Genomic DNA, 19,384 nt, shown 5'->3' on the forward strand with positions numbered 1-19,384 from the left:
CTTGCTCGCTACTAATACCCAATTTAAATGCATGACAGCTTAGACAGATTCCAGGAAATGTCTCTACCCTAATCCTGACCCATCAGACAAATAACAATCATTAAACCAATCCCTGATAGGCAAACCCTGATCCATCTACAAGAATTTCCCTATTATTGACAATAACGTTTAATTGATAAGGTGGGCAATGCCCACCCTACATGGAACTGTGCGTAAGTCCTATTACCGTTATTGTTGGTTTATCGTACCCCGAAAAACAATAAACGGATCAAATCCTTACTCGTAAATCCAAGGATTGATGGTTGGTTGCCAGCTTACCAGTTCTTCATCCTTAAACCAGAGTTTAATTTCCTCTTTAGCCGTATCTGCTCCATCGGAACCATGAATCAGATTGCGACCAACGGTAACGCCAAAATCACCCCGAATCGTTCCCGGTTCAGCGCTGAGGGGATTGGTTGCACCAATGATTTTCCGGGCGGAGGCGATAATTCCCTCCCCTTCCCAAACCATTGCCACAACGGGACCAGAGGTGATAAATTCAATCAGTCCAGCAAAAAACCCCTTGTCTTTGTGAACCGCATAATGTTGTTCAGCCAGTTCCCGGCTAACACTCATCAGCTTAAGTCCCACCAGGGTAAAGCCTTTTGTTTCCAGCCGTTGGATAATTTCACCCACCAGATTACGCTGAACGCCATCTGGCTTAATCATCAAAAATGTCCGCTCCAAGTTTCTCTCCTCAACATTTTTTACAAATTGCCAAACCCAGATTAGACCATATTCGTGTCCATTGCCCAATATAGCGCTACGCGCTAGGCAATGGGCAATAGGCAATGGGCAACAGGACTCAAGGTATAAAGGGGGTTACAAAGGTAGATTTGGTATCATGTTTTAGCAAGGCGAGAGACGTTCCATGGAACGTCTCTACAAATTCCGATATGGTATTACCCGTTTGTTTACTTGGTCTTGGTTTGCCCTTTAGCCTGTTCTAAGGCAATTTCTTTCAGCGCCTGATAAGAATTGGAATTTGAGGTTCCTTCAATTGCCTTAACTGCTAAATCCTGCACCTGTTTCAGCGCCGCATCCAGTTGTTTGGAGAGATTTTCAATGCGGGATTCCTGGTTTTCAATGGTTTCTTGCAGCGATTCAATTCGTAGGTTATAGAAGCGCTTTTGTCCGTCGATTTCTAACTGTTGTAAATCTGCCTTAACTTTAACTTGATTATTCGCGATCGCCTTTCCTTGTTCTTTGGCTTTCTTCACCGCCGCTTCCTTCTCTTGGTCAAAGGCGTCTACCTTAGATTTTAACTCATCAAACGTCTTCTCCTGTTGGGCGATCGCCTTTTCTCGTTCCTCCCATTGCTGTTGTTGCGCTTGATGGGCTTCTTCTAGTTCTTTGTACAGGGTTTTCTGCTGCTGATCATAAGTATCCTGATCTAAATTACGACGTAATTCTAAATCATACTTATACTCTTGTTCGTCCCGTTTCCGACTCTTTTCATAGTCTTCATTCCGTTCTTTAATCGCCTGTTGATGTTCAGTTTGCTCTTTTTGCCAAGCTTGGCGCAAGTCCTGGATTTCTTGCTCGCACGCTTCTCGCTGTTGACTCAGTTCGGCTTCAAAGGCTTTGGAGTTTTCTTCGTAAGTTTCAATTAACTCATCCAGCGTATCTTCTTCAATGTCGTCTAAATCATATAAGGCTTCAAGCTGTTGGGTTTCTTCGGCAACCGCTTGGCGCAATTCTTGTAAACTTGCCGCTTCAGTTGTGAGTTTTTCCGATAACTCACTCACCGCACCCCCAAATCCAACTTGCAACTCAACCAAACAATCCATTGTTGCTGTCATTTTATCAGAAGCGGCAGACAGCTTTTTACTTACAATTCCGGATTGCTGACCATTTTTGGATGCGCCGTTATTTTTGACCTCTTTCTGAAGTTGTTTTAGTTTACCTTCTAACTCTTTCCGCTCTTTCCATAATTCTTCATAGGATTCGAGGATTTCAGCTTTGGTATTTTTGCTATTGGGTTTGCTTGCCATAATTCTTACCTCGTATATTCTGAATCGTGATGGATAATCGTTGCTCTTTGCTGAGAAATGGTCAAATGCCATTCGTGTTAACGGTTGGGTCAGGGCGGGTTTAGTTACCTTATCGGTTTTGTCCAAAACGTTATCGGTAAAACCCGCCCCTACAGAACGGATCTAGGCTTTAGTTTTTTGTTCATTATTATTTGTAGAACTATCAAAGGCTCTCATTGCCAACGCCTGAGACTGCTTGAGGCTATCCTGCAACTGAGCATAGAGTTGATTAATTTGTTCAGTCTGCTTTTGAATTGTTTCTTCCAGCGACTGAACTTTGAACTCGTAACTTTGCTTGCTGGCTTCCCATTCTTTATCCAGTAACTCGGCTTTAACTTTAGCGTCTTGGTGAACGTCTTTAATCGCCTCTTCCCTAGCTTTTTTTACCGATTCCTCTAAGTCTTTGGGGAAGTTATCAACTTTTTGTTGATAGTCTTTAAATAGAGGCTGACGCTCTTGCAGGATTTTTTCCCGTTCCGACCAATGTTTTTCTTTTTCTTGGTTGGCTTCGTGCAGTTCTCGTTCTTGGTTACGTTTTAAGGTTTCATATTCATCAGCTTCAATTTTGCGCTGACGTTCTAGTTGATAAGTATAGTCAGATTCTTGCTGTTGTCGCTCTTTGGCTAAGGATTCAGCTTCTTCCTGAACCTTCTGCTCAAATTCCGCCTGTTCTTTTAACCAGGATTTGTGCTTATCCGCTTTATCTTTCTCAATTGACTGACGCTGTTCTGTAGTGGTTTGTTCAAGACGTTTCAGGTTTTCCTGGTGTTCTTGGGTGAGAATATGCAAAGCATCAGCGACGACGCGAATTTGTTGCAAGTATTGTAATTGCTGCGTTTCTACCTGAATGGCTAACTTGAGTTGATCCCCTTTTTCCGATTCGCTGGTTAATTTTTCCGAGAGTTGATTAATAATTGTGCCAAAGTCTAATTGTAAATCCGCTAATCCTTTGACAATACTATCAACGGTGTAGGTTGAGGCGACGTCTAGAACCTGTTGATTTTTCTGTTTTTCAGCTTCTTCTTCCTTCGTGGCGATTTTGGAGTCAATGGTTTTGCGTTGGTTCAGGATTTGCTCAAAGGCTTTAAAAATTTGGTCTTTGCTGTCTTTAGTTGCAACCACAATTAGTCTCCTTGCTCTCAATAACGTAAATTAACTCGCGATCGCATGTTCCCTAGGTTAGCCTCTCAGGATTGGAATTGGGTGTGATCTGGGTGTCTAGTGCAAAGGCAGAAATAACTGAACAGCTACTATCTCCCCCATCTCCTCCAGCTCCCCCATCTCCCCCAGCTTCATAGTATCTACGAAGCTGCTCAAGTATTTCCAAGGGCGCTGCACTAGGGCTTTTCACGGGACTCGCGATCGGCTAGCTTGTTTAGTACATTTGTACTATAAATAGTATATTCAGATTCTTCTACAACTGTCAAGTTGAGCAAACAGCTCTCAGACAGCGTAAATTAAAGGGATATTGAGAATTTGCCGAAATTTAGCAGATACAGCAGATTTCAGGTTGATGAGGTACAGCTTTAAGCTGAAGTTCCCCCAACCAAAAAATCAAAACTGCATCACCGTGCGGCTTTCCGCGATTTTTTAGACGTTCGGCGAGCGCTCAGTCGAGCCGCCGCCCTACTTATGTACAATCGCGCTCAACATTGATGTGGCGTGGGTTTCAACCGTTCTCTTGTCATATTGCAAAAATACCGCGTTGGCGGAGCCTGTTCGATAGAACGTATCGCGGTATTTTTGCAAGGGCTACTTATGTACGATTTTTGAGGGAATTGAGCGCTCAAACTACCACGGAATAAGGCTTTAGCCTGTGTGTAGTACATCCGCACGGGGGGAACTTCAGGTTAGAGGGTTGTGCAGCAAGCCCTAAGTAGGTGGACACAAACAAGAGCGAGCGAGACGCTCACACTACTATTTTTATCATCTTCCCCAGACGCGCCATGGCGCGTCTCTACATGGCTTCCCCTTATCCCAATCCCATCCCTTGCAATTCTTGACGTAACCGTTGGGCTTCCTGGGGATTGGTGACTTGATGACGGGCGATCGCCGTCTCAAATGCGGCTAAACTTTCAGGTACTCGTCCCAGTTTCAGTAACACAACCCCTAAGTTTTGGTAAGCGTCGGCATAGTCGGGATTCAGTTGAATGGCTTTTTCATAAGCGGTTATCGCAGATTCCCACTGTCCCAAGGCTTTTAAGGTCATCCCCAGGTGATTGTATCCCACCGTAAAACTCGGATCAATCTTCACCGTGGTTTGATATGCCCGTTTCGCTGTGGTGAAATCGCCCACGCGGAATAACAAATTCCCTAAATTATTATAGGCTCCCAGTTTAAGTTGGGGCAGAATCGGTTGCTTAATCGCGTCTTGATAGTGATCTGCCGCGAGTTGGAGTTGATTCTGTTTGGTGTAAGCATTGCCTAAATGGTAATGTAATTCAAATAAGACCGAAGCGTCTACCTGTGCATCGGTGAATCCACGTTTAAGCAGGGCAATTCCCTCGCCTACTTGACCGATTTGCACATAAAGCGCCCCTAATTTACTACACAAGTATGAATCATTCGGATGATCAGCCAGGAATCCTTCCATCGCAGTCTTGGCGCGAGTGTATTTATCCAACGCCGCGATCGCACCCGGTTGATAGCCATAGTGTAAAATGCCCACCGTAGACAGGGAAATCACCTGCCAATCGGGTTCTCGCTGCACCAATTGACTAACACTATCATCCACCAGAGAATGGTAGGGGCGAGAAAAATAGATATCGGGGTGATGGCGAAATAAACGGGATACCAGGGAATAGGGCGATTGAGTCGCACCCACTTCTTGACGGATCAGATTAATCACCAAGTTGCGATCGTTTTGTATTGCCTGTTGGATTTCGGGGACAATTTCCGGCGTTAACACCTCATCCGCATCCAGCACCAACACCCACTTCCCGCGCACATATTGCAGCGCATGGTTGCGGGCGGCGGAGAAGTCATTGCACCATTGAAAATGATAGACTCTTGCCCCATACTCTTGGGCAATATCAATCGTGCGATCGCTTGATCCGGTATCTAGGATAACCATTTCATCGACAATTGGCTGCACAGTCTCCAAGACTTGAGGTAAACTGGCTTCCTCGTTTTTCACAATCATGCATAGACTGAGATCCATCCTTAATTCCCTCTTTGGTGACAGTCAGACATGGAACAATAAGATCAGTTGATTTGCTATTCATACTAGAAAACAATGCCAAAACCGACACAAGCCCACATGTCTCGCACAATCTCTAAGAGTCAACCCAGTGGTGCGAAGGATATGACTAAGCGTCAGATGGAATATTATATGGGAGCAAAGCTGATTGAGGTTGGGGTTAATCCAAAATCGGCGATTTATCGTTGGTCAGTGGAAGATAAAGGAAGTCGTGAAGTCTGGACATATAGCGCCTACTGGAGTGATTCTAAAGAGGAATTATTGCAGAAGGAACAGGAATCCTAGAGTGTTGGTCAAGTATTCCGAGAAACCGGGTTTCTCGTAAGGATGACAACGACTAAGCTGTTCGGCATTTAAACCTTCATGTCAACAATGACGAAATCCTTGTAGTGCGTTTAGCGAAGCCATGCCGCAGGCTTTGCATCTTGCTCGCTACTAATACCCAATTTATAGCGCTTCGCGCTGGTCTAGTTACACTTTGTTTGTACGAACATCCCATCTGGACACAGTTTCAGGTACGGGAGTTGTAAATACTCGCCTAGCGATTTGCTATAAATGCATTACAGCTTATCAAGCTTTCACCCAAAGAAACCCAGTTTCTTGACCGATGACTTAGAGCGCCGGTCCAGTAATCACGATGGGGGTAAAGCATGAGAAAATGGGTTGACACAACAGTTGTCAGAGGTCTGATTAGATGAAGTTTTATAAAGAATTTCTCATTCTCATTTAAGTCAAGCAGGAAGAAAACCAATGCATCCACCACTGTGGCATCCGCCGATAGAATTGTCCGCCGCAGAACAAGTTATTGTTTCCCGTATCCGTCGCGCCAAACTATTTATCTTTTTACGCCTAATACGCCACCGTAGAAGCTGTAGAGTCTTGGTTAGCTCAACTTCCCCAAGATGATATGAATCAAACAGCCAAGAAAACTCTTGGCATCGCACGCCAGATAGAAGCGCAAGATGTGGAAGTAGATGCTGAGGGTTCACCTGTACTGCGTCGTGGGGTGGCTAAAGATAGACGCATCAGTATTGAAGGGTGTTTTAGTAAAAATGCTTTTGTTCTAGATTGGCAAGAGCAAACTCTTACTTGTCCCAATCAAATCAGCGTACCACTCAAACTGGGCAAAACTTTACATTTCCCAGCATCCGATTGTGGTGTTTGTCCTTTGCGAGAGCGTTGTACTACCAATCAACGAGGTCGTAGTGTCCAGATTCATCCGGATGAACCCTTGCTGTTTGAGTTACGAAGACGCCAATTAACTTCTTTGGGACGAGCTAAGAATCGAGAGCGCACAGCAGTTGAACATTCCTTGGCACATCTGGGACCATGGCTTGGCAATCGCGGGCGTTGACCAACTGCGGGAATTAGCCAGGGTATTAGTCAGCCGCATTCGTAAAAATGCCTCCATCGACTGGAATCTCAAAGAAAGTGCCAGAGCCAGAATGAAAGTGATGGTCAACCTACTTATATAACCCGCCCCTCAACCGTGTAATACAAAAATCTCCATTTTTGGTCTATCTGTCTTACAGCGACTCTCCGTAGAAATCACCGAGAGAAAAACTTCACAACCCTTGTGTTGTCTATATTACGTCTATTGCAGACTATAGCGATATATTTTAATATATCACAAACTGTTGTGTATTAACATTGAAAGTGTAATACTAAAACTATCTAATTCTGCCGACAAATTCATAAACTAGCTAATCTAAAGAAAGGAATTATAGCAGATAAATAAAATTATTAACATTTTATTAATAAAAATTTTTATTTTACCAGTGTTTGCTTAAATATACTTTGAGTTATTTTCACAATTCCGTCTTCTGCCTGAAGGTAGAGGCTATCTCCCCAAAGCAACAACTATTGTTAGTTCTTAATGGTTTTCCGCCATTTTCCGGTAAATCAGCCTTGTTTCGGCAAAAACACTATATATAGTGTTTTTTACACTTAAACTGCCTACATCTATTGCTTTTGCTGCTTATCTTGCCTAAGGATTCAAGTCAAAATGAGTCATTTTATATAAAAAAGCGGTAAACTAATTCTTCCAGTTTTTTAAAGAAATGATGAAGTTTGGAAAAAAATATACAAAGAGGTTGCACAAGTTAAAACTTATTCGTTAATATGCTATTCAGAACGAAAAAACCAGGGAAACTTGCATGTCAAACTCGGCTTTGCCTCAAGATAATCCAACGCATCTCACCGATTCAAGCGCGAGCAAACCACGGAAAAGTACAAAGACTAAAATTTTAATTGGCACCCTTGCCGTATGTATTGGTGTAATTGGTTTAGGAGGAGCTGGACTGGCGTATCGACAGACCACTCGATATAAAGTCAGCGATGCAATGGAGGTTAGTCTCAAGGAATTAACCAATACTCAATATCCCGCCAACACATCAGGTTTAAGTAAAAAATTCCGCCGCTATAACGACCGCACCTTAACCGTTGTCAAACGGGATGACAACCATTTCGATTTTGTTCTGGAGCCGAATAACGATCATACGGCTAAAATCGTCATCAAAAATATTGATTTAGAACTTTTAACCCCGAAAGCCCCCGAATGGACTAAAAACGATGAAGACTTAGAAGTCGTTGCTTTTACTAACCGCGAATGGAACCGCCAACAGATCAGTTTCCCGGCGGATTCCGAACATATTGAAGTTAGTGGCGGTGACGGGTTTGAAGAAGACAACCTATACCAAGTCGCCTTAGCCAATAACTGCATCAATGGTGGACTGTGGGAAGTCATTCTCACCACCAAAGAAGATGGTAATAAAAAGCTTTACTACCAAGGATGGTTCACCTTCCCCCACGGACTGTACAAAGAAGTCTTTGAAAAAATCAACAATATATCCTACTGGAAACACTGGCGACGCTTAGAACATTGGAAAGATCCCAGTGGCGCTGTTGTCAAAACTGACTTGCTGCGAGATGTCATCGATGAGCAGGAAGTTCAAGCAGACTTCCCCCTTGATGAAAAAATAATTGCGTCCGGTGAGCAAGTCCGTAAAGTCCGCACTGTTCTCGCCAATAACTTACAAACTTGGGGCGATTTCTATAGCGGTGAACATGAAATTCAATTTGGATCTTTTATTCCCCCGGGCTACTACAATACCGATAAACCCTGGGGACATGAATACTGGCGCATTGGTCAATTTGACAAAGCTGTTCTCCGGAATGTTGACCCTGTAGGTGTTGATGAAACCTTACAGGAACTGGAGTTAACGTTCACGGATACAAAAACTAATGAACAAAACAAATTGTTCATTAGTGGTGTCAATATCAAAGACCTACCGCAGTTACCTGTAGAGGAATATAATAAGGGGTTGTATATGCCTCTTGGGATTGGTATTCCTCCGTTCTATCAAGACTACGAAGAACTCAAAGCCAACCATCCCGATAAAAGTCCTTATTTCAGTGGATTACTGGATTCTCAAGGCAGGTGGATTAACAATCATCAAGTTGCTCTCGCTGGCGTCGCCATGCACCGTGATCAGGATGACCCAGAACTGTTGCATCTGTACTTCTTGTCCTACGAACGGATGACTCTAATTGCCCACTTCAAAATTGATATCAAATCCCTCTACTAGGCACTCGTCATAACCCACCCATAAGATACCCGATTTCTCGTAGGGGTACGGCACTGCCGTGCCCCTACAGGTAGCATCTGCCTCCTACCTGCTGTCTTATACCCAATCTTTATTGCCCCCTGTAAGAGGAGGCGATTTAAATCGCTGCTACACTTGCCTGACGTCCGCAAGGTAAGGACTGGGTTTTAACGGGGATAGCTAACCCGCATTTGGTATTATCCCAGATGCTTCTGCACCATCTCCAACAATTCTTGAGCTTGAGGCGGTTTGGCTAAAAATCCGGTTGCACCCACAAGTTGAGCGCGAGTCCGGTCAATTGACGTATTTTTAGCCGTCAATATAATAATCGGTGTCTTTTTAAACACAGGCGTTTCTCGCAGAAACTTACAAATGCTATAGCCATCAGCATTTGGTAAAAGGAGGTCAAGCAAAATTAAATCTGGCTTATGTTCAATCAGTTGAGAGAACCCTCGCATCGGTTCGGGAATACTCAACACTTGATATCCATTCGGAATTAAAATTTTCCTTAACGTGAGCGTTAACACCGGACTGTCATCAATGCAAGCAATTAAAGAGGTTTTAGCTTTGGGTAGAGTTTGCTGGATTTCAGGTGGCTTTTTATCAGCAACTATCGGAGTATCCCCACCATTATCGTTGCTGCTTGGTAACGTCAAATCAGGAATGTCTTGAAATTTGATCATCCCTCGTTTAGTCCAATCCACCAAAGACTGAGTAACTTCAATGATGGATTGATTTCGCTCAACCGCAATATCCCACAAGGTTAATTTTCCATTGAGATACTTATCTTCAATCGGCAATTCGGATATGTCTGCTCCCTCTTGTAAAATAGGAGCCATAGTCGGGTGAAGGTGACTCAACCCAGCCACTTGCCATTGTTGCTGCATTTGTTCGGTTGTACTCAGAATCGTTTGTATTTCGTTGCTGGATAAGGCGACAACTTTGCAAAATGTCGATATCGCTGTTTGGGTGGGCTTCCAGTCTCTGTTCAAATCCGAGTAAGGCGTGAGTTCAAATAAACATTCTTGAACTAAACTGCGAATGATTAACTTGGCTTGAATCAGGCTAAGTTGTTTTTGGCTCAAGCCGCGATCGATGAGCTGACATTCCCAACTAGGATTGTCGGAAAACTGGGAGTAATCAGCCCTCCAGTGCCAATTCGACCGATGCTGATTGATTGCCCGGTTCCAGCGTCTCACGGGATGATGTTTACTCTTCGGATAAAGTAATTGACCCCGAACCAAGTACAATGTCCAAAATGCCTGAGAGTTTTTGAGAATTAGCTCTCCGTTTCCATGTTTACTATAGTCGTTTAACTCTTGAATTAGACGGGTTAAGTTCATTCGGAATAATTACATTATTTTTTATAAATAGAAATTTGTGACCTAATACAAGCGGCTTCCCCACCTACGTGATAACACGAGAGTTTCAGGTCACTGCTAGTATTCTTTGTCAAAAGAATTAGCATCTGATTCAAAGAGAGAACCGATGCACTAGAAGAGTAGATGCTTGCCTTGAAACGTAAATGGTCTGAATTGACTCAACGGCGCGATCGCGCTCAAAAAACGGATAATTAATCAGAAACACCTGTATCTGCTGCTGGAAAGGTTTTCACCCCATGCACCGTCTGACTAGCAGCAAGATACCATGTCTGAGTATAAACTAGCGTACTTGGTTAAGATTTGTCTACTTATTCTCCGTTAGCACGTATGTTTGAGCAATTTACCCAGCATCGAATTACCACCTCAGACACCACAATTAATCTGGTGATGGGTGGCGCAGGATATCCTCTATTATTACTCCATGGTTATCCGCAAACCTATGTAATGTGGCATCAGGTTGCGCCCGTTCTGGCCCAGCACTTCACAGTAATTTGTGCAGATTTGCGCGGCTATGGTGACAGCGATAAACCCAACTCTGATCCAGCCCATCTGACCTATTCTAAACGGGTAACTGCCCAAGACCAAGTGGAACTGATGGATATCCTGGGTTTTAAGCGCTTTTTCGCCGCCGGACACGATCGCGGCGGACGGGTGTTGCATCGCCTCCTGCTTGACCATCCTGATCGGGTGGAGAAGGCGGCGGTTTTAGATATTGTACCCACCCGCACGATTTTCCAAACGGTGGATAAGGAGTTAGCCACAGCTTACGAACATTGGTTTTTTCTGATCCAACCCTATGATTTCCCCGAACGACTGATTGGTGCAGACCCAGAATTTTACTTAAAGACCAAGATACACCAATGGAGTGCAACACAGACAGGGTTCACCGAAGCGGCGATGGCGGAGTATAGTCGCTGCTTTAGTCAACCTGCGGTGATTCACGCCACCTGTGAGGATTATCGCGCGGCGGCGTCTATTGACCTAGACCATGATGAAGCGGACATTGACCAGAAGATTCAATGTCCTCTGTTGGTGCTATGGGGTGCAAAAGGCGTCATGCAGCGCCGCTATGATGTCCTGCAAACCTGGCGCGATCGCGCGATCGATGTTCGGGGTCAGGCGCTGGAGTGCGGTCATTTTCTACCCGAGGAAGCGCCGCAACAGACAGCCCAAGCGCTGTTAGATTTTTTTAGTGACATCCTCCTACACTGACCCTACGGGTACAGTGTAGGCTTCCTTTGGTATTAAATTCAACCCTATTAAGTTATGCAAACCAGCCTCAAACCCTTACTGTTGCCTATTGCCTGTTCCCTGTTGCCTAATCTCAACCATTAACTTTAATGTTGTCCGACTACTTATCCTATTGACTTCTGGGTTGCCTTGATTCATTATGTTTGACATGAGCAATGCCGTATGTTAATACCAGTCTGTCAAAATCGCTCAAACCATGATGGGGTAAAGCTGAAAGCATTGTGTCGTCCCTCTGCACCGGAGGAACTTCAGTTTAAAAGTCCCCGGAAAATCTAAACTCTGCTGGAGGAATTAGCCATGAACAGAGTGCATCATTTAACCGCCGTTGTTACCGGATTTGGGTTGGGGATTGCAAGTCTGGGTACGTTCTCTGAAGTCCTAGTTCTGGCGCAACCGATTACCTCAGCCAGAGATAGGACGGGGACAATTATTACACTGGATGACAACCGCATCGATATTTCTGGGGGTAGTCTTTCTGCTGATGGCAAAAACCTCTTCCACAGTTTCCAGCAGTTTGGCTTAGATGCCAACCAAATCGCTAACTTTTTGGCTAATCCAAATTTAAACACTATCCTCGGTCGCGTCGTGGGTGGTGACGCCTCTGTGATTAACGGGTTGATTCAGGTCACCGGAGGCAATCCGAACTTATATTTAATGAATCCGGCGGGGATGATTTTTGGGGCGTCTTCCCGATTAAACGTCCCAGCAGATTTTATCGCCACCACCGCTACAGGTATGGGGTTTGGCGATAATCGTTGGTTTAATGCAGTGGGAGAGAATGCTTATGAGAACTTAGTCGGAACCCCCAACCAATTTGCCTTTGATCAGTTGGAGGCGGGAAGTATTGTTAATGGGGGTGACTTAGCCGTATCACAGGGGCAAAATTTAACCCTACTCGCCGGTAATGTGATTAATACCGGGACACTAACTGCACCTGGGGGAACCATTACCGTGGCGGCGGTTCCCGGTGCCAATTTGGTCAAGATTTCTCAAAAAGGACAACTCCTTTCGTTGGAGATTGAAGCACCGAGGACTCCTACCGGGGAATTGTTGCCCATCAAACCTCTGGATTTAGCTCAATTGTTAACCGGGAAGGAGGAAAATGTTGAGACAGGCGTTGAGGTTAACCAATCTGGTGATATCCAACTGACAGATACGGGAGTCACCTTGCCCAAACAGACTGGAGTGACTATTGTATCCGGTAAAATTGATGTTTCTGTCGGGGATTCACGCCTTGACTCCTCATCCTTACTTGGGGGTGAAGTCAATATTATTGGCAATACAGTGGGTTTAATCGCCGCTAACGTAGACGCATCAGGACGCCAGGGTGGGGGTACTGTACGAATTGGCGGCGGTGAAAAAGGTCAAGAACCGATCCCGAATGCGGATGTGACGTTTGTCAGTAACGATGCGACAATTAATGCCAATGCTCTGGATCAGGGGCATGGGGGTCGAGTCATAGTCTGGTCTCAAAAGACGACTCGCACTTATGGTCATATTAGCGCCCGAGGTGGGGTAAATGGGGGAAATGGGGGGTTTGTGGAAACCAGTAGTGCCGGATTCTTGGATGTTCCGGTAGCGCCCGATATCACCGCACCTGCTGGAGATGGGGGAACCTGGCTGATTGACCCTTACAATATTACCATTAGTGGGGTGGCTGATACCAATATTAGTAGTAGTGACACGGCGCCTAATTTTACAGCCACGGCTGATGATTCAATCCTAAATATTAATACCCTATTAGCGGCATTAACGCAGGGTGATGTCACTGTGGATACAGGGTCTTCCCCACCAGGAATCGGTCAAGCCGGAAATATTACCCTAGCGACAGACTTAGATTTTAATGGTAAGGGTGTTAAGACCTTAACCTTAATCGCGGCGAACAATATCTTGATCAATGGGCAGATATGGGATAGCGATAGGATAACGACACCGACGGATGGATTGAGTTTAGATTTTCGCGCAGGTGGCGCTGTCGAACTGAATGAAAGTATTTCCACAGCAGGGTTTGACCTAACCGTTACGGCGAAGGGGGCGATTACTCAAGGAGATAACACCACATTGGATATTGGCGGTAGAACCCGGTTAAGCGCTGGTGATGGGGAGAATCCCACGAATATCACGCTTAATCGTGCCAACAACAACTTTAATGAAGTCGTTATCACCAACGCCAACCAGGTCAAACTTACAGATGTCAATGATATTTCTCTGGGTTCTAGCCAAGAGCCTACCACGTCTACGATTCAAGGCGATTTGAGATTGACCAGCCAAGGTGTGATTCAACAAGTAGATGCCAATGATTCTCTGGTTGTCGCAGGGGAAACTCGGTTAGACGCTAACGGGAACGACATCATCCTCAACAATAACACTAATAACTTGAATCAGGTTATCGTTACCCGGGCGAATAATGTTTCCCTCAACGATATCAATGAGATACAGCTAGGAACGTCCCCGGATGATCCAGAATCTACCATCTCTGGGACGCTTGATGTCACCGCGACGGATGTGAGCATCAACTCTACAGTAGAGGTGGGAAATGCTACTTTTGAGCCAATTAATCCTACCTCAACAATCGGTATTGGGGACGGTGCGCCTGGGAATTTCCTCCTAACTGAAGCTGATTTAACTAACTTGGAATCAAGGGGTACAGTCCAAATTGGCAGTCCCCGTGTCACAGGAGAGGTGACGATCGGCGATGTTAACTTGAGGCGGGAACGGTTTAACTTGACAGTGCAAGGTGGCAATCCGACGTTCCAGGGGAACCTCAATGTAGCGAATGACCTAAATGTTACCGCCACGACTGACAATATTCGCCAAAATAGTGGCACGATCATCAACGTCAACGGCACAGCTACCCTGGAAGCCGGAAATAACCAGGATATCACTCTTAATAATACCGATAACGACTTTAATACTATCGTGGTTAATCGGGGCAATAATGTCACGCTCAATGACAAAGATAACCTGAATCTGAATTCAGTCTCGGTTTCGGGAACGCTAGGGGTGACAGCCGAAAATACTATCTCGACGACGGGAGACATCAATGCCGGAGCGGTTAACTTAAGGGGTGACAGGATTGCTCTAAACAGTACGATTGAAACGTCAGATAGAGTGGATAACAATGTTATCTTAACTGGACCGGTGACGTTAGGGGAAGAGGCGACGATTAATACGGATAATCCCAACAATGACGGTGATATTACGATTAATCAATCCATTAATGGTGCAGGTGACTTGACCCTGGATGCGGGAAACGGCGATATAACCATAAATGAAGCCATTGGTAGCACCACAGCGCCCTTGAACGTAAGCTTAAATGGGGGAACGATTACCTTAGCGAATATTGGCAAGGTAACCGAAGCAGGCGTGAGCGACACAGCGACAATCAATGCCACAGAAGCGATTAATTTTACCGGAGAAATTTACAACGCCCAGAACCAGAACTATACAGCCGACACAGCCTTTAATCTCAACCAAACCACAACGTTTACCTCGGATGGGGGTGCGATCGCGTTCAACACAGGAACGATCCGGGGAACGGAAACGAACCCAGCTAACCTCACCCTGGACGCCGATACAGGTAGGGTGACAGTCGGTGCGATCGGTAATGGCAATGAAATTAAGAACCTGAGGATTCAGGGGAGTGAGGGGATTACCCTGAATGGCGATATCACGACGGCTGATGCGGCGAATAATACAATTAACCTCAACAGTCGAGTCACTCTAGGTGAAGATATTACCGTGACTAATCAAGGGGGTGAGATTAATTTCAACGATTCTGTGGATGGATCTCAAGATTTAACCGTCAACGCCGATAATAGCACGGTCGTGTTTGCCGACGATGTGGGTAATCGCACAGCGTTAACAAATTTGACGGTTAACAATGGGGAATCGGTAACCTTTAATAACCGAGTCACCGTAGCCGACACTATTGATCTAACGGCTGATGAAATTGACTTCAAGGGCAAAGATAACTCCGTCAGTACCCCAAATCAGGGTACTATTTCCCTAAAGCCAACCACAGATAATGCTTCAATTGATATTGGTTCACCCGCCAACGGAGAAGGAAATTTAGATATCAGCGATCGGGACTTAGGGGCTATAGCAGACGGCTTTAGCCAGATCACGATTGGACGGGAAACAGGTAATGGAGAAATTGTCCTCGACTCCCAGGGCGTCAGTTTCCACGATCCAGTGACAATTCAATCCCCGGCTTCTGGGGGCGAAATTAAGGTAAATGGCAATCTGACTGGAACCGATGATGCGGCGATTACAATTAATGGTGAAAATGTCTATTTTGGGAACCCCAATCAGCCAAACGTCACCCTAGAAACCGCCGGACAACCGATTACCTTAAGTCAAACCATCTGGTTGTACGCCCAAGAAGAGGTGGAGGTGAGAATCGGTGCAGGAGGCGGTGACATTACCTTCATGGGTGATGTTACGGGGAGAACACCGGAGACGCAAAGTCTCACCGTGACACCAGGTATTGGTAATGTTTCCTTTCAGGGAGAAATCGGTCAGCCGAATGCCTTGAAAACGTTAAGGATTGGTGATGATACCACCATCAATGCAGATATTGTCGGCACTTCAACGACGGTGTTTGATAGTTTATTTATTAATGCCCAACAGAGTCGAGTCGCGGGTAAGATTAACACCCGTGGCGGTCCAATTGAATTTACAGGTGATGTGATTCTGGTGCGGGATACCCAATTCGATACAATTTCTCAAGCATCACCAGGATCGAGGGGCGGTGATATTAGCTTCGGTGCTACGGTATCCAGCGCCAAGGAAACCCTTGGGAATTCTTCCTCGACATCACCGTTTGACTTGCACCTAAACAGTGGGTCGGGAAATGTCAGGTTTGCTGGTGCGGTTGGCGCTCAAGACTTTGGCGGTGGATGGACGACAACAGATTTGGGGGCGCTGACGATTGAACGGGCGACAGAGGCGATCGCGGATTCGACAATAACAACCCTTGACTCAGACGGGATTCAGATTACCGCAGATACGATTCAACTTCGAGACGATATCCAGGCGACAGTCGTAGAACTGAATGGGACGGATGATATCAGTACCGCCAGTATTACCGCCACTGAAGACGGTATAACTCTCGATAGTGCAACGGGTTCGATTGATACGAGTCAAGGAAAACTCACAGCACCTCAGGGTGAGGTCAATCTTACCGCCAACCAAGGTGAGATTACGACAGCCGATATAGAAGCCAAAAGCGTCAACCTGCAAGCCAATAACACGATTACTACAGCGAATGTCTCTGCTACCCAGGGCGGAATTACCATAACCAATCCGTTCGGCTCGATCCAAAGCGGCGATTTAACTGCCCAAGGAGAGACAGAAGACAATGCCGTGACGCTGACGACTCCGGGTAATATTACCACGGGTCACATCGATACGTCATCAGCAACGGGGAAAGGGGGGGCGATCGCCCTGACGAGCCAAACCGGAGATATTACCAGTGGGAATTTGAACTCATCGGGTCTTTTGGGGGGTGGTGCGATCGATGTTTCCAGCTTGGGTCAACTGACAGTTGCAGAAGTTAATTCCAGTTCGACAGCGGGTTTAGCGGGTTTAATCACCCTGAATAACCGTCAACCCGAATTTATCAAAGACGCTCCTGGCATTGATTTGATTTTGATCAATGCTCAAGGTTTGCCCAGAAATCAGGGTGCGATCGCCACCCGTCCCTCGGAAACGGAAGGGATTGAAATTACAATTAACATTACCACCGATGGGTATTTCAGAGCAACAGGCACATTTAAGGCTCAAACTGGCATAGAAGCAACGCTAGCCACAGGTGGTGATCCGATTGTGATTCGCCATGGTGGTGGTACCGCCTTTGACCCCTTTGAAGTCGGAAATCCGACGCAAAATGGCACCGCCGGGGCAATTACCAATGGCAAGGGATTTTTCGGTTCAATTTCCCCCCTGCAATCGTTTATATTTCCGGTTGTTCAAGACAATATTGAAATCATTCCTCGGATACTCTCTCAAAGCAATCTGCCCTTAAACACCATCTCGCCTCAACTCCCCGTGAGTGGTCAAGTCGCGGATGCTGACCTAGCCATTTCCACCCTTGACCGTCTGCTTGCCGATACCTTTTCCGGATATTTGGGACCCCAACCCAGCGTCAATAATCCCGCTGATGCTGCCAAAATTCTGGCGCAAATTGAGCAAAAAACAGGGGTAAAATCAGCATTTATTTATGCCATTTTTGTTGCTGATAACCTGGAACTGATCATGGTTTCCGCTCAGGATAAAAAGATTGTCAGTATCCCGAATACGACACCAGAAACGATCAGGCAAACGGCGAAAAAATTCCGCCGAGAAATTACCAACCCAATTAAACGGAGAACCACCAGTTATTTAGCACCGGCGCAGCAACTGTATCAATGGTTAATCGCCCCCTTACAAGCGGAGTTAGACGCCCAAGGAATCCAAAATCTGGTATTCATCATGGATAGGGGCTTACGTTCGTTACCCGTGGCGGCGCTGCATGATGGTCAAGGCTTTTTGGTGGAAGAGTATAGTGTGGGGTTAATGCCCAGTCTGAGTATTACTGATACTAGCTATAACAATATTCAGAATGTTCCCGTTTTGGCAATGGGAATTGCGGAATCGAGTGATCTAGCCAAGGAACTGAACCTGAGTTCTTTACCCGCTGTCCCTCTGGAACTACAAACAATTGCCAGCATTCGTGATGGAGAATCATTCCTGAATGAAAAAGTCACCCTAGAATCACTCAAAGTCCACAGCCAAAATGCTTCTATTGTGCATTTAGCCACCCATGGTGAATTTAAACCCGGTTCCCTAGAAAATTCTTATATTCTGTTATGGAATGATCTACTGCGCCTGAACCAACTGCGAGAATTAGGCTGGAATAATCGTCGCACCCCGATTGAATTGTTAATCCTTTCGGCGTGTCGCACCGCCGTCGGTGATGAAAAAGCGGAGTTAGGTTTTGCTGGATTAGCCGTGCAAGCTGGGGTCAAGTCAGCGCTGTCAAGTTTGTGGTATGTCAGTGATGAAGGAACCTCTGGATTGATGACAGAGTTTTATCGGAAGTTGCAAACCGCTCCGATTAAAGCCGAAGCCTTACGCCAAGCACAATTAGCGATGATCAAGGGAGAGGTGCGTTTGGAAGGGGGACAATTACGGGGAAGTGGACAACCTGTTCGGTTACCGCCAACACTAGAAACTCAAGAGGACAAGTCTCTCTCCCATCCCTATTACTGGGCAGCATTTACCCTGATTGGAAGTCCTTGGTAAATCCTATCAATTTCCCCACATCCTACACCCCAAACCCAGTCTCTTAGGTTTTTTCATCGGCGTGATCGCTAAATTCATCAAATTCATCATATTGATTTTGTTTTTCCCTTCATTTACCCTGCTAGACAGGGGCAATACGAACTGTTATGGGACAAGCGGTAGCCGATCAATTCAGAATCGATAACCTGGTTAACCTGAGTGCAACCGTCGGGATGGTGCGCCAGATGCTGGAACGGTATCGTTGATGCAGCGTTGCGACATTAGCCTATCAGTTCAATCTCTCAGCACCGGGGATTGTTGCCGCTTGTACTCGTGCCTTAACCTGAAGTTCCCCTTTGACAAATGGCTACACCGTATGCCTATCTTGGCTTAGGGCGATTTCACTTTTGGCTTCACTGGGTACAAATCAGGCTAACGCCCAATAAATCTAAAGCCTTTCTTTGTACCGGAGTCGGTTCGGTTACTTTGTCAAAGTCGAAATTTACACCTGGGATATTAGACTGAATTCGATTGTTAACAATCGTGCCTAAATCAGCTAACAAGGTTTGAAAGCTATGCACGGGTAAGTTATCGGCTGTCCGCTTCTTT

The 19,384-nt window shown here is 45.6% G+C and carries 12 protein-coding genes and 2 pseudogenes; 7 read left to right on the forward strand and 7 right to left on the reverse strand.

The window, feature by feature from the left end; genetic code table 11:
* Positions 1-276 precede the first annotated feature (276 nt).
* The 5 genes from ndk to RID53_RS01705 form a co-directional block, all read right to left on the reverse strand.
* A complete protein-coding gene (gene ndk, locus RID53_RS01685; RefSeq protein ID WP_446386471.1) occupies positions 277-726 on the reverse strand; it encodes a nucleoside-diphosphate kinase in 450 nt (149 codons plus the stop codon).
* A 227-nt stretch (positions 727-953) separates the two neighbouring features.
* Complete coding sequence (locus RID53_RS01690; RefSeq protein WP_446386480.1) at positions 954-2,036, reverse strand: hypothetical protein; 1,083 nt, start codon at positions 2,034-2,036, stop codon at positions 954-956.
* 159 nt (positions 2,037-2,195) lie between these two features.
* Positions 2,196-3,194, reverse strand: coding sequence for a hypothetical protein (locus RID53_RS01695; protein WP_446386472.1), 999 nt, complete (start codon positions 3,192-3,194; stop codon positions 2,196-2,198).
* Between the two features lie 52 nt (positions 3,195-3,246).
* A complete protein-coding gene (locus tag RID53_RS01700; protein ID WP_446386473.1) occupies positions 3,247-3,423 on the reverse strand; it encodes a hypothetical protein in 177 nt (58 codons plus the stop codon).
* Between the two features lie 621 nt (positions 3,424-4,044).
* Positions 4,045-5,232, reverse strand: coding sequence for a tetratricopeptide repeat protein (locus tag RID53_RS01705; protein WP_446386474.1), 1,188 nt, complete (start codon positions 5,230-5,232; stop codon positions 4,045-4,047).
* Between the two features lie 75 nt (positions 5,233-5,307).
* Between RID53_RS01705 and RID53_RS01710 the strand changes: the two genes are divergently transcribed.
* The 5 genes and pseudogenes from RID53_RS01710 (at position 5,308) to RID53_RS01730 (ending at position 8,858) form a co-directional block, all read left to right on the forward strand.
* A complete protein-coding gene (locus RID53_RS01710; protein ID WP_006100796.1) occupies positions 5,308-5,556 on the forward strand; it encodes a hypothetical protein in 249 nt (82 codons plus the stop codon).
* A 465-nt stretch (positions 5,557-6,021) separates the two neighbouring features.
* On the forward strand, positions 6,022-6,177 hold the full coding sequence (locus tag RID53_RS01715; RefSeq protein ID WP_446386475.1) for a hypothetical protein: 156 nt from the start codon (positions 6,022-6,024) through the stop codon (positions 6,175-6,177).
* A 1-nt stretch (position 6,178) separates the two neighbouring features.
* The gene (locus RID53_RS01720; RefSeq protein WP_446386476.1) at positions 6,179-6,625 is read left to right on the forward strand and encodes a transposase; all 447 of its coding nucleotides are present in this window, start codon (positions 6,179-6,181) and stop codon (positions 6,623-6,625) included.
* A pseudogene (locus tag RID53_RS01725) lies at positions 6,612-6,743 on the forward strand (type I restriction enzyme endonuclease domain-containing protein); the annotation flags it as partial. The gene RID53_RS01720 and the pseudogene RID53_RS01725, both read left to right, overlap by 14 nt.
* Before the next feature lie 684 nt (positions 6,744-7,427).
* A complete protein-coding gene (locus RID53_RS01730; protein WP_446386477.1) occupies positions 7,428-8,858 on the forward strand; it encodes a hypothetical protein in 1,431 nt (476 codons plus the stop codon).
* Between the two features lie 215 nt (positions 8,859-9,073).
* Here the strand turns inward: RID53_RS01730 and RID53_RS01735 are convergent, their stop codons facing one another.
* On the reverse strand, positions 9,074-10,219 hold the full coding sequence (locus RID53_RS01735) for a response regulator (protein WP_446386478.1): 1,146 nt from the start codon (positions 10,217-10,219) through the stop codon (positions 9,074-9,076).
* Between the two features lie 366 nt (positions 10,220-10,585).
* Between RID53_RS01735 and RID53_RS01740 the strand changes: the two genes are divergently transcribed.
* Together RID53_RS01740 and RID53_RS01745 are read left to right on the forward strand one after the other, a co-directional pair.
* Entirely contained in the window at positions 10,586-11,470 is an 885-nt protein-coding gene (locus RID53_RS01740) for an alpha/beta fold hydrolase (protein ID WP_446386481.1), read from the forward strand.
* 336 nt (positions 11,471-11,806) lie between these two features.
* Positions 11,807-18,796 (forward strand): CHAT domain-containing protein, encoded by a 6,990-nt coding sequence (locus RID53_RS01745; RefSeq protein ID WP_446386479.1) that lies wholly within the window; start codon positions 11,807-11,809, stop codon positions 18,794-18,796.
* Between the two features lie 392 nt (positions 18,797-19,188).
* Here RID53_RS01745 and RID53_RS01750 read toward each other — a convergent pair.
* Positions 19,189-19,384 (reverse strand): annotated as a pseudogene (locus RID53_RS01750) (IS1634 family transposase); the annotation flags it as partial.

Source organism: Coleofasciculus sp. B1-GNL1-01, assembly GCF_040220235.1.
In the GTDB taxonomy this organism is placed as follows: Bacteria; Cyanobacteriota; Cyanobacteriia; order Cyanobacteriales; family Coleofasciculaceae; genus Coleofasciculus.

Excerpts from the sequence above, each read along its gene's own strand:
- RID53_RS01715 (WP_446386475.1), top strand. The coding sequence starts at position 6,022 with ATGCATCCACCACTGTGGCATCCGCCGATAGAATTGTCCGCCGCAGAA.
- RID53_RS01740 (WP_446386481.1), top strand. The coding sequence starts at position 10,586 with ATGTTTGAGCAATTTACCCAGCATCGAATTACCACCTCAGACACCACA.
- RID53_RS01710 (WP_006100796.1), top strand. The coding sequence starts at position 5,308 with ATGCCAAAACCGACACAAGCCCACATGTCTCGCACAATCTCTAAGAGT.
- RID53_RS01730 (WP_446386477.1), top strand. The coding sequence starts at position 7,428 with ATGTCAAACTCGGCTTTGCCTCAAGATAATCCAACGCATCTCACCGAT.
- RID53_RS01745 (WP_446386479.1), top strand. The coding sequence starts at position 11,807 with ATGAACAGAGTGCATCATTTAACCGCCGTTGTTACCGGATTTGGGTTG.
- RID53_RS01735 (WP_446386478.1), bottom strand. The coding sequence starts at position 10,219 with ATGAACTTAACCCGTCTAATTCAAGAGTTAAACGACTATAGTAAACAT.
- RID53_RS01705 (WP_446386474.1), bottom strand. The coding sequence starts at position 5,232 with ATGGATCTCAGTCTATGCATGATTGTGAAAAACGAGGAAGCCAGTTTA.
- RID53_RS01720 (WP_446386476.1), top strand. The coding sequence starts at position 6,179 with ATGAATCAAACAGCCAAGAAAACTCTTGGCATCGCACGCCAGATAGAA.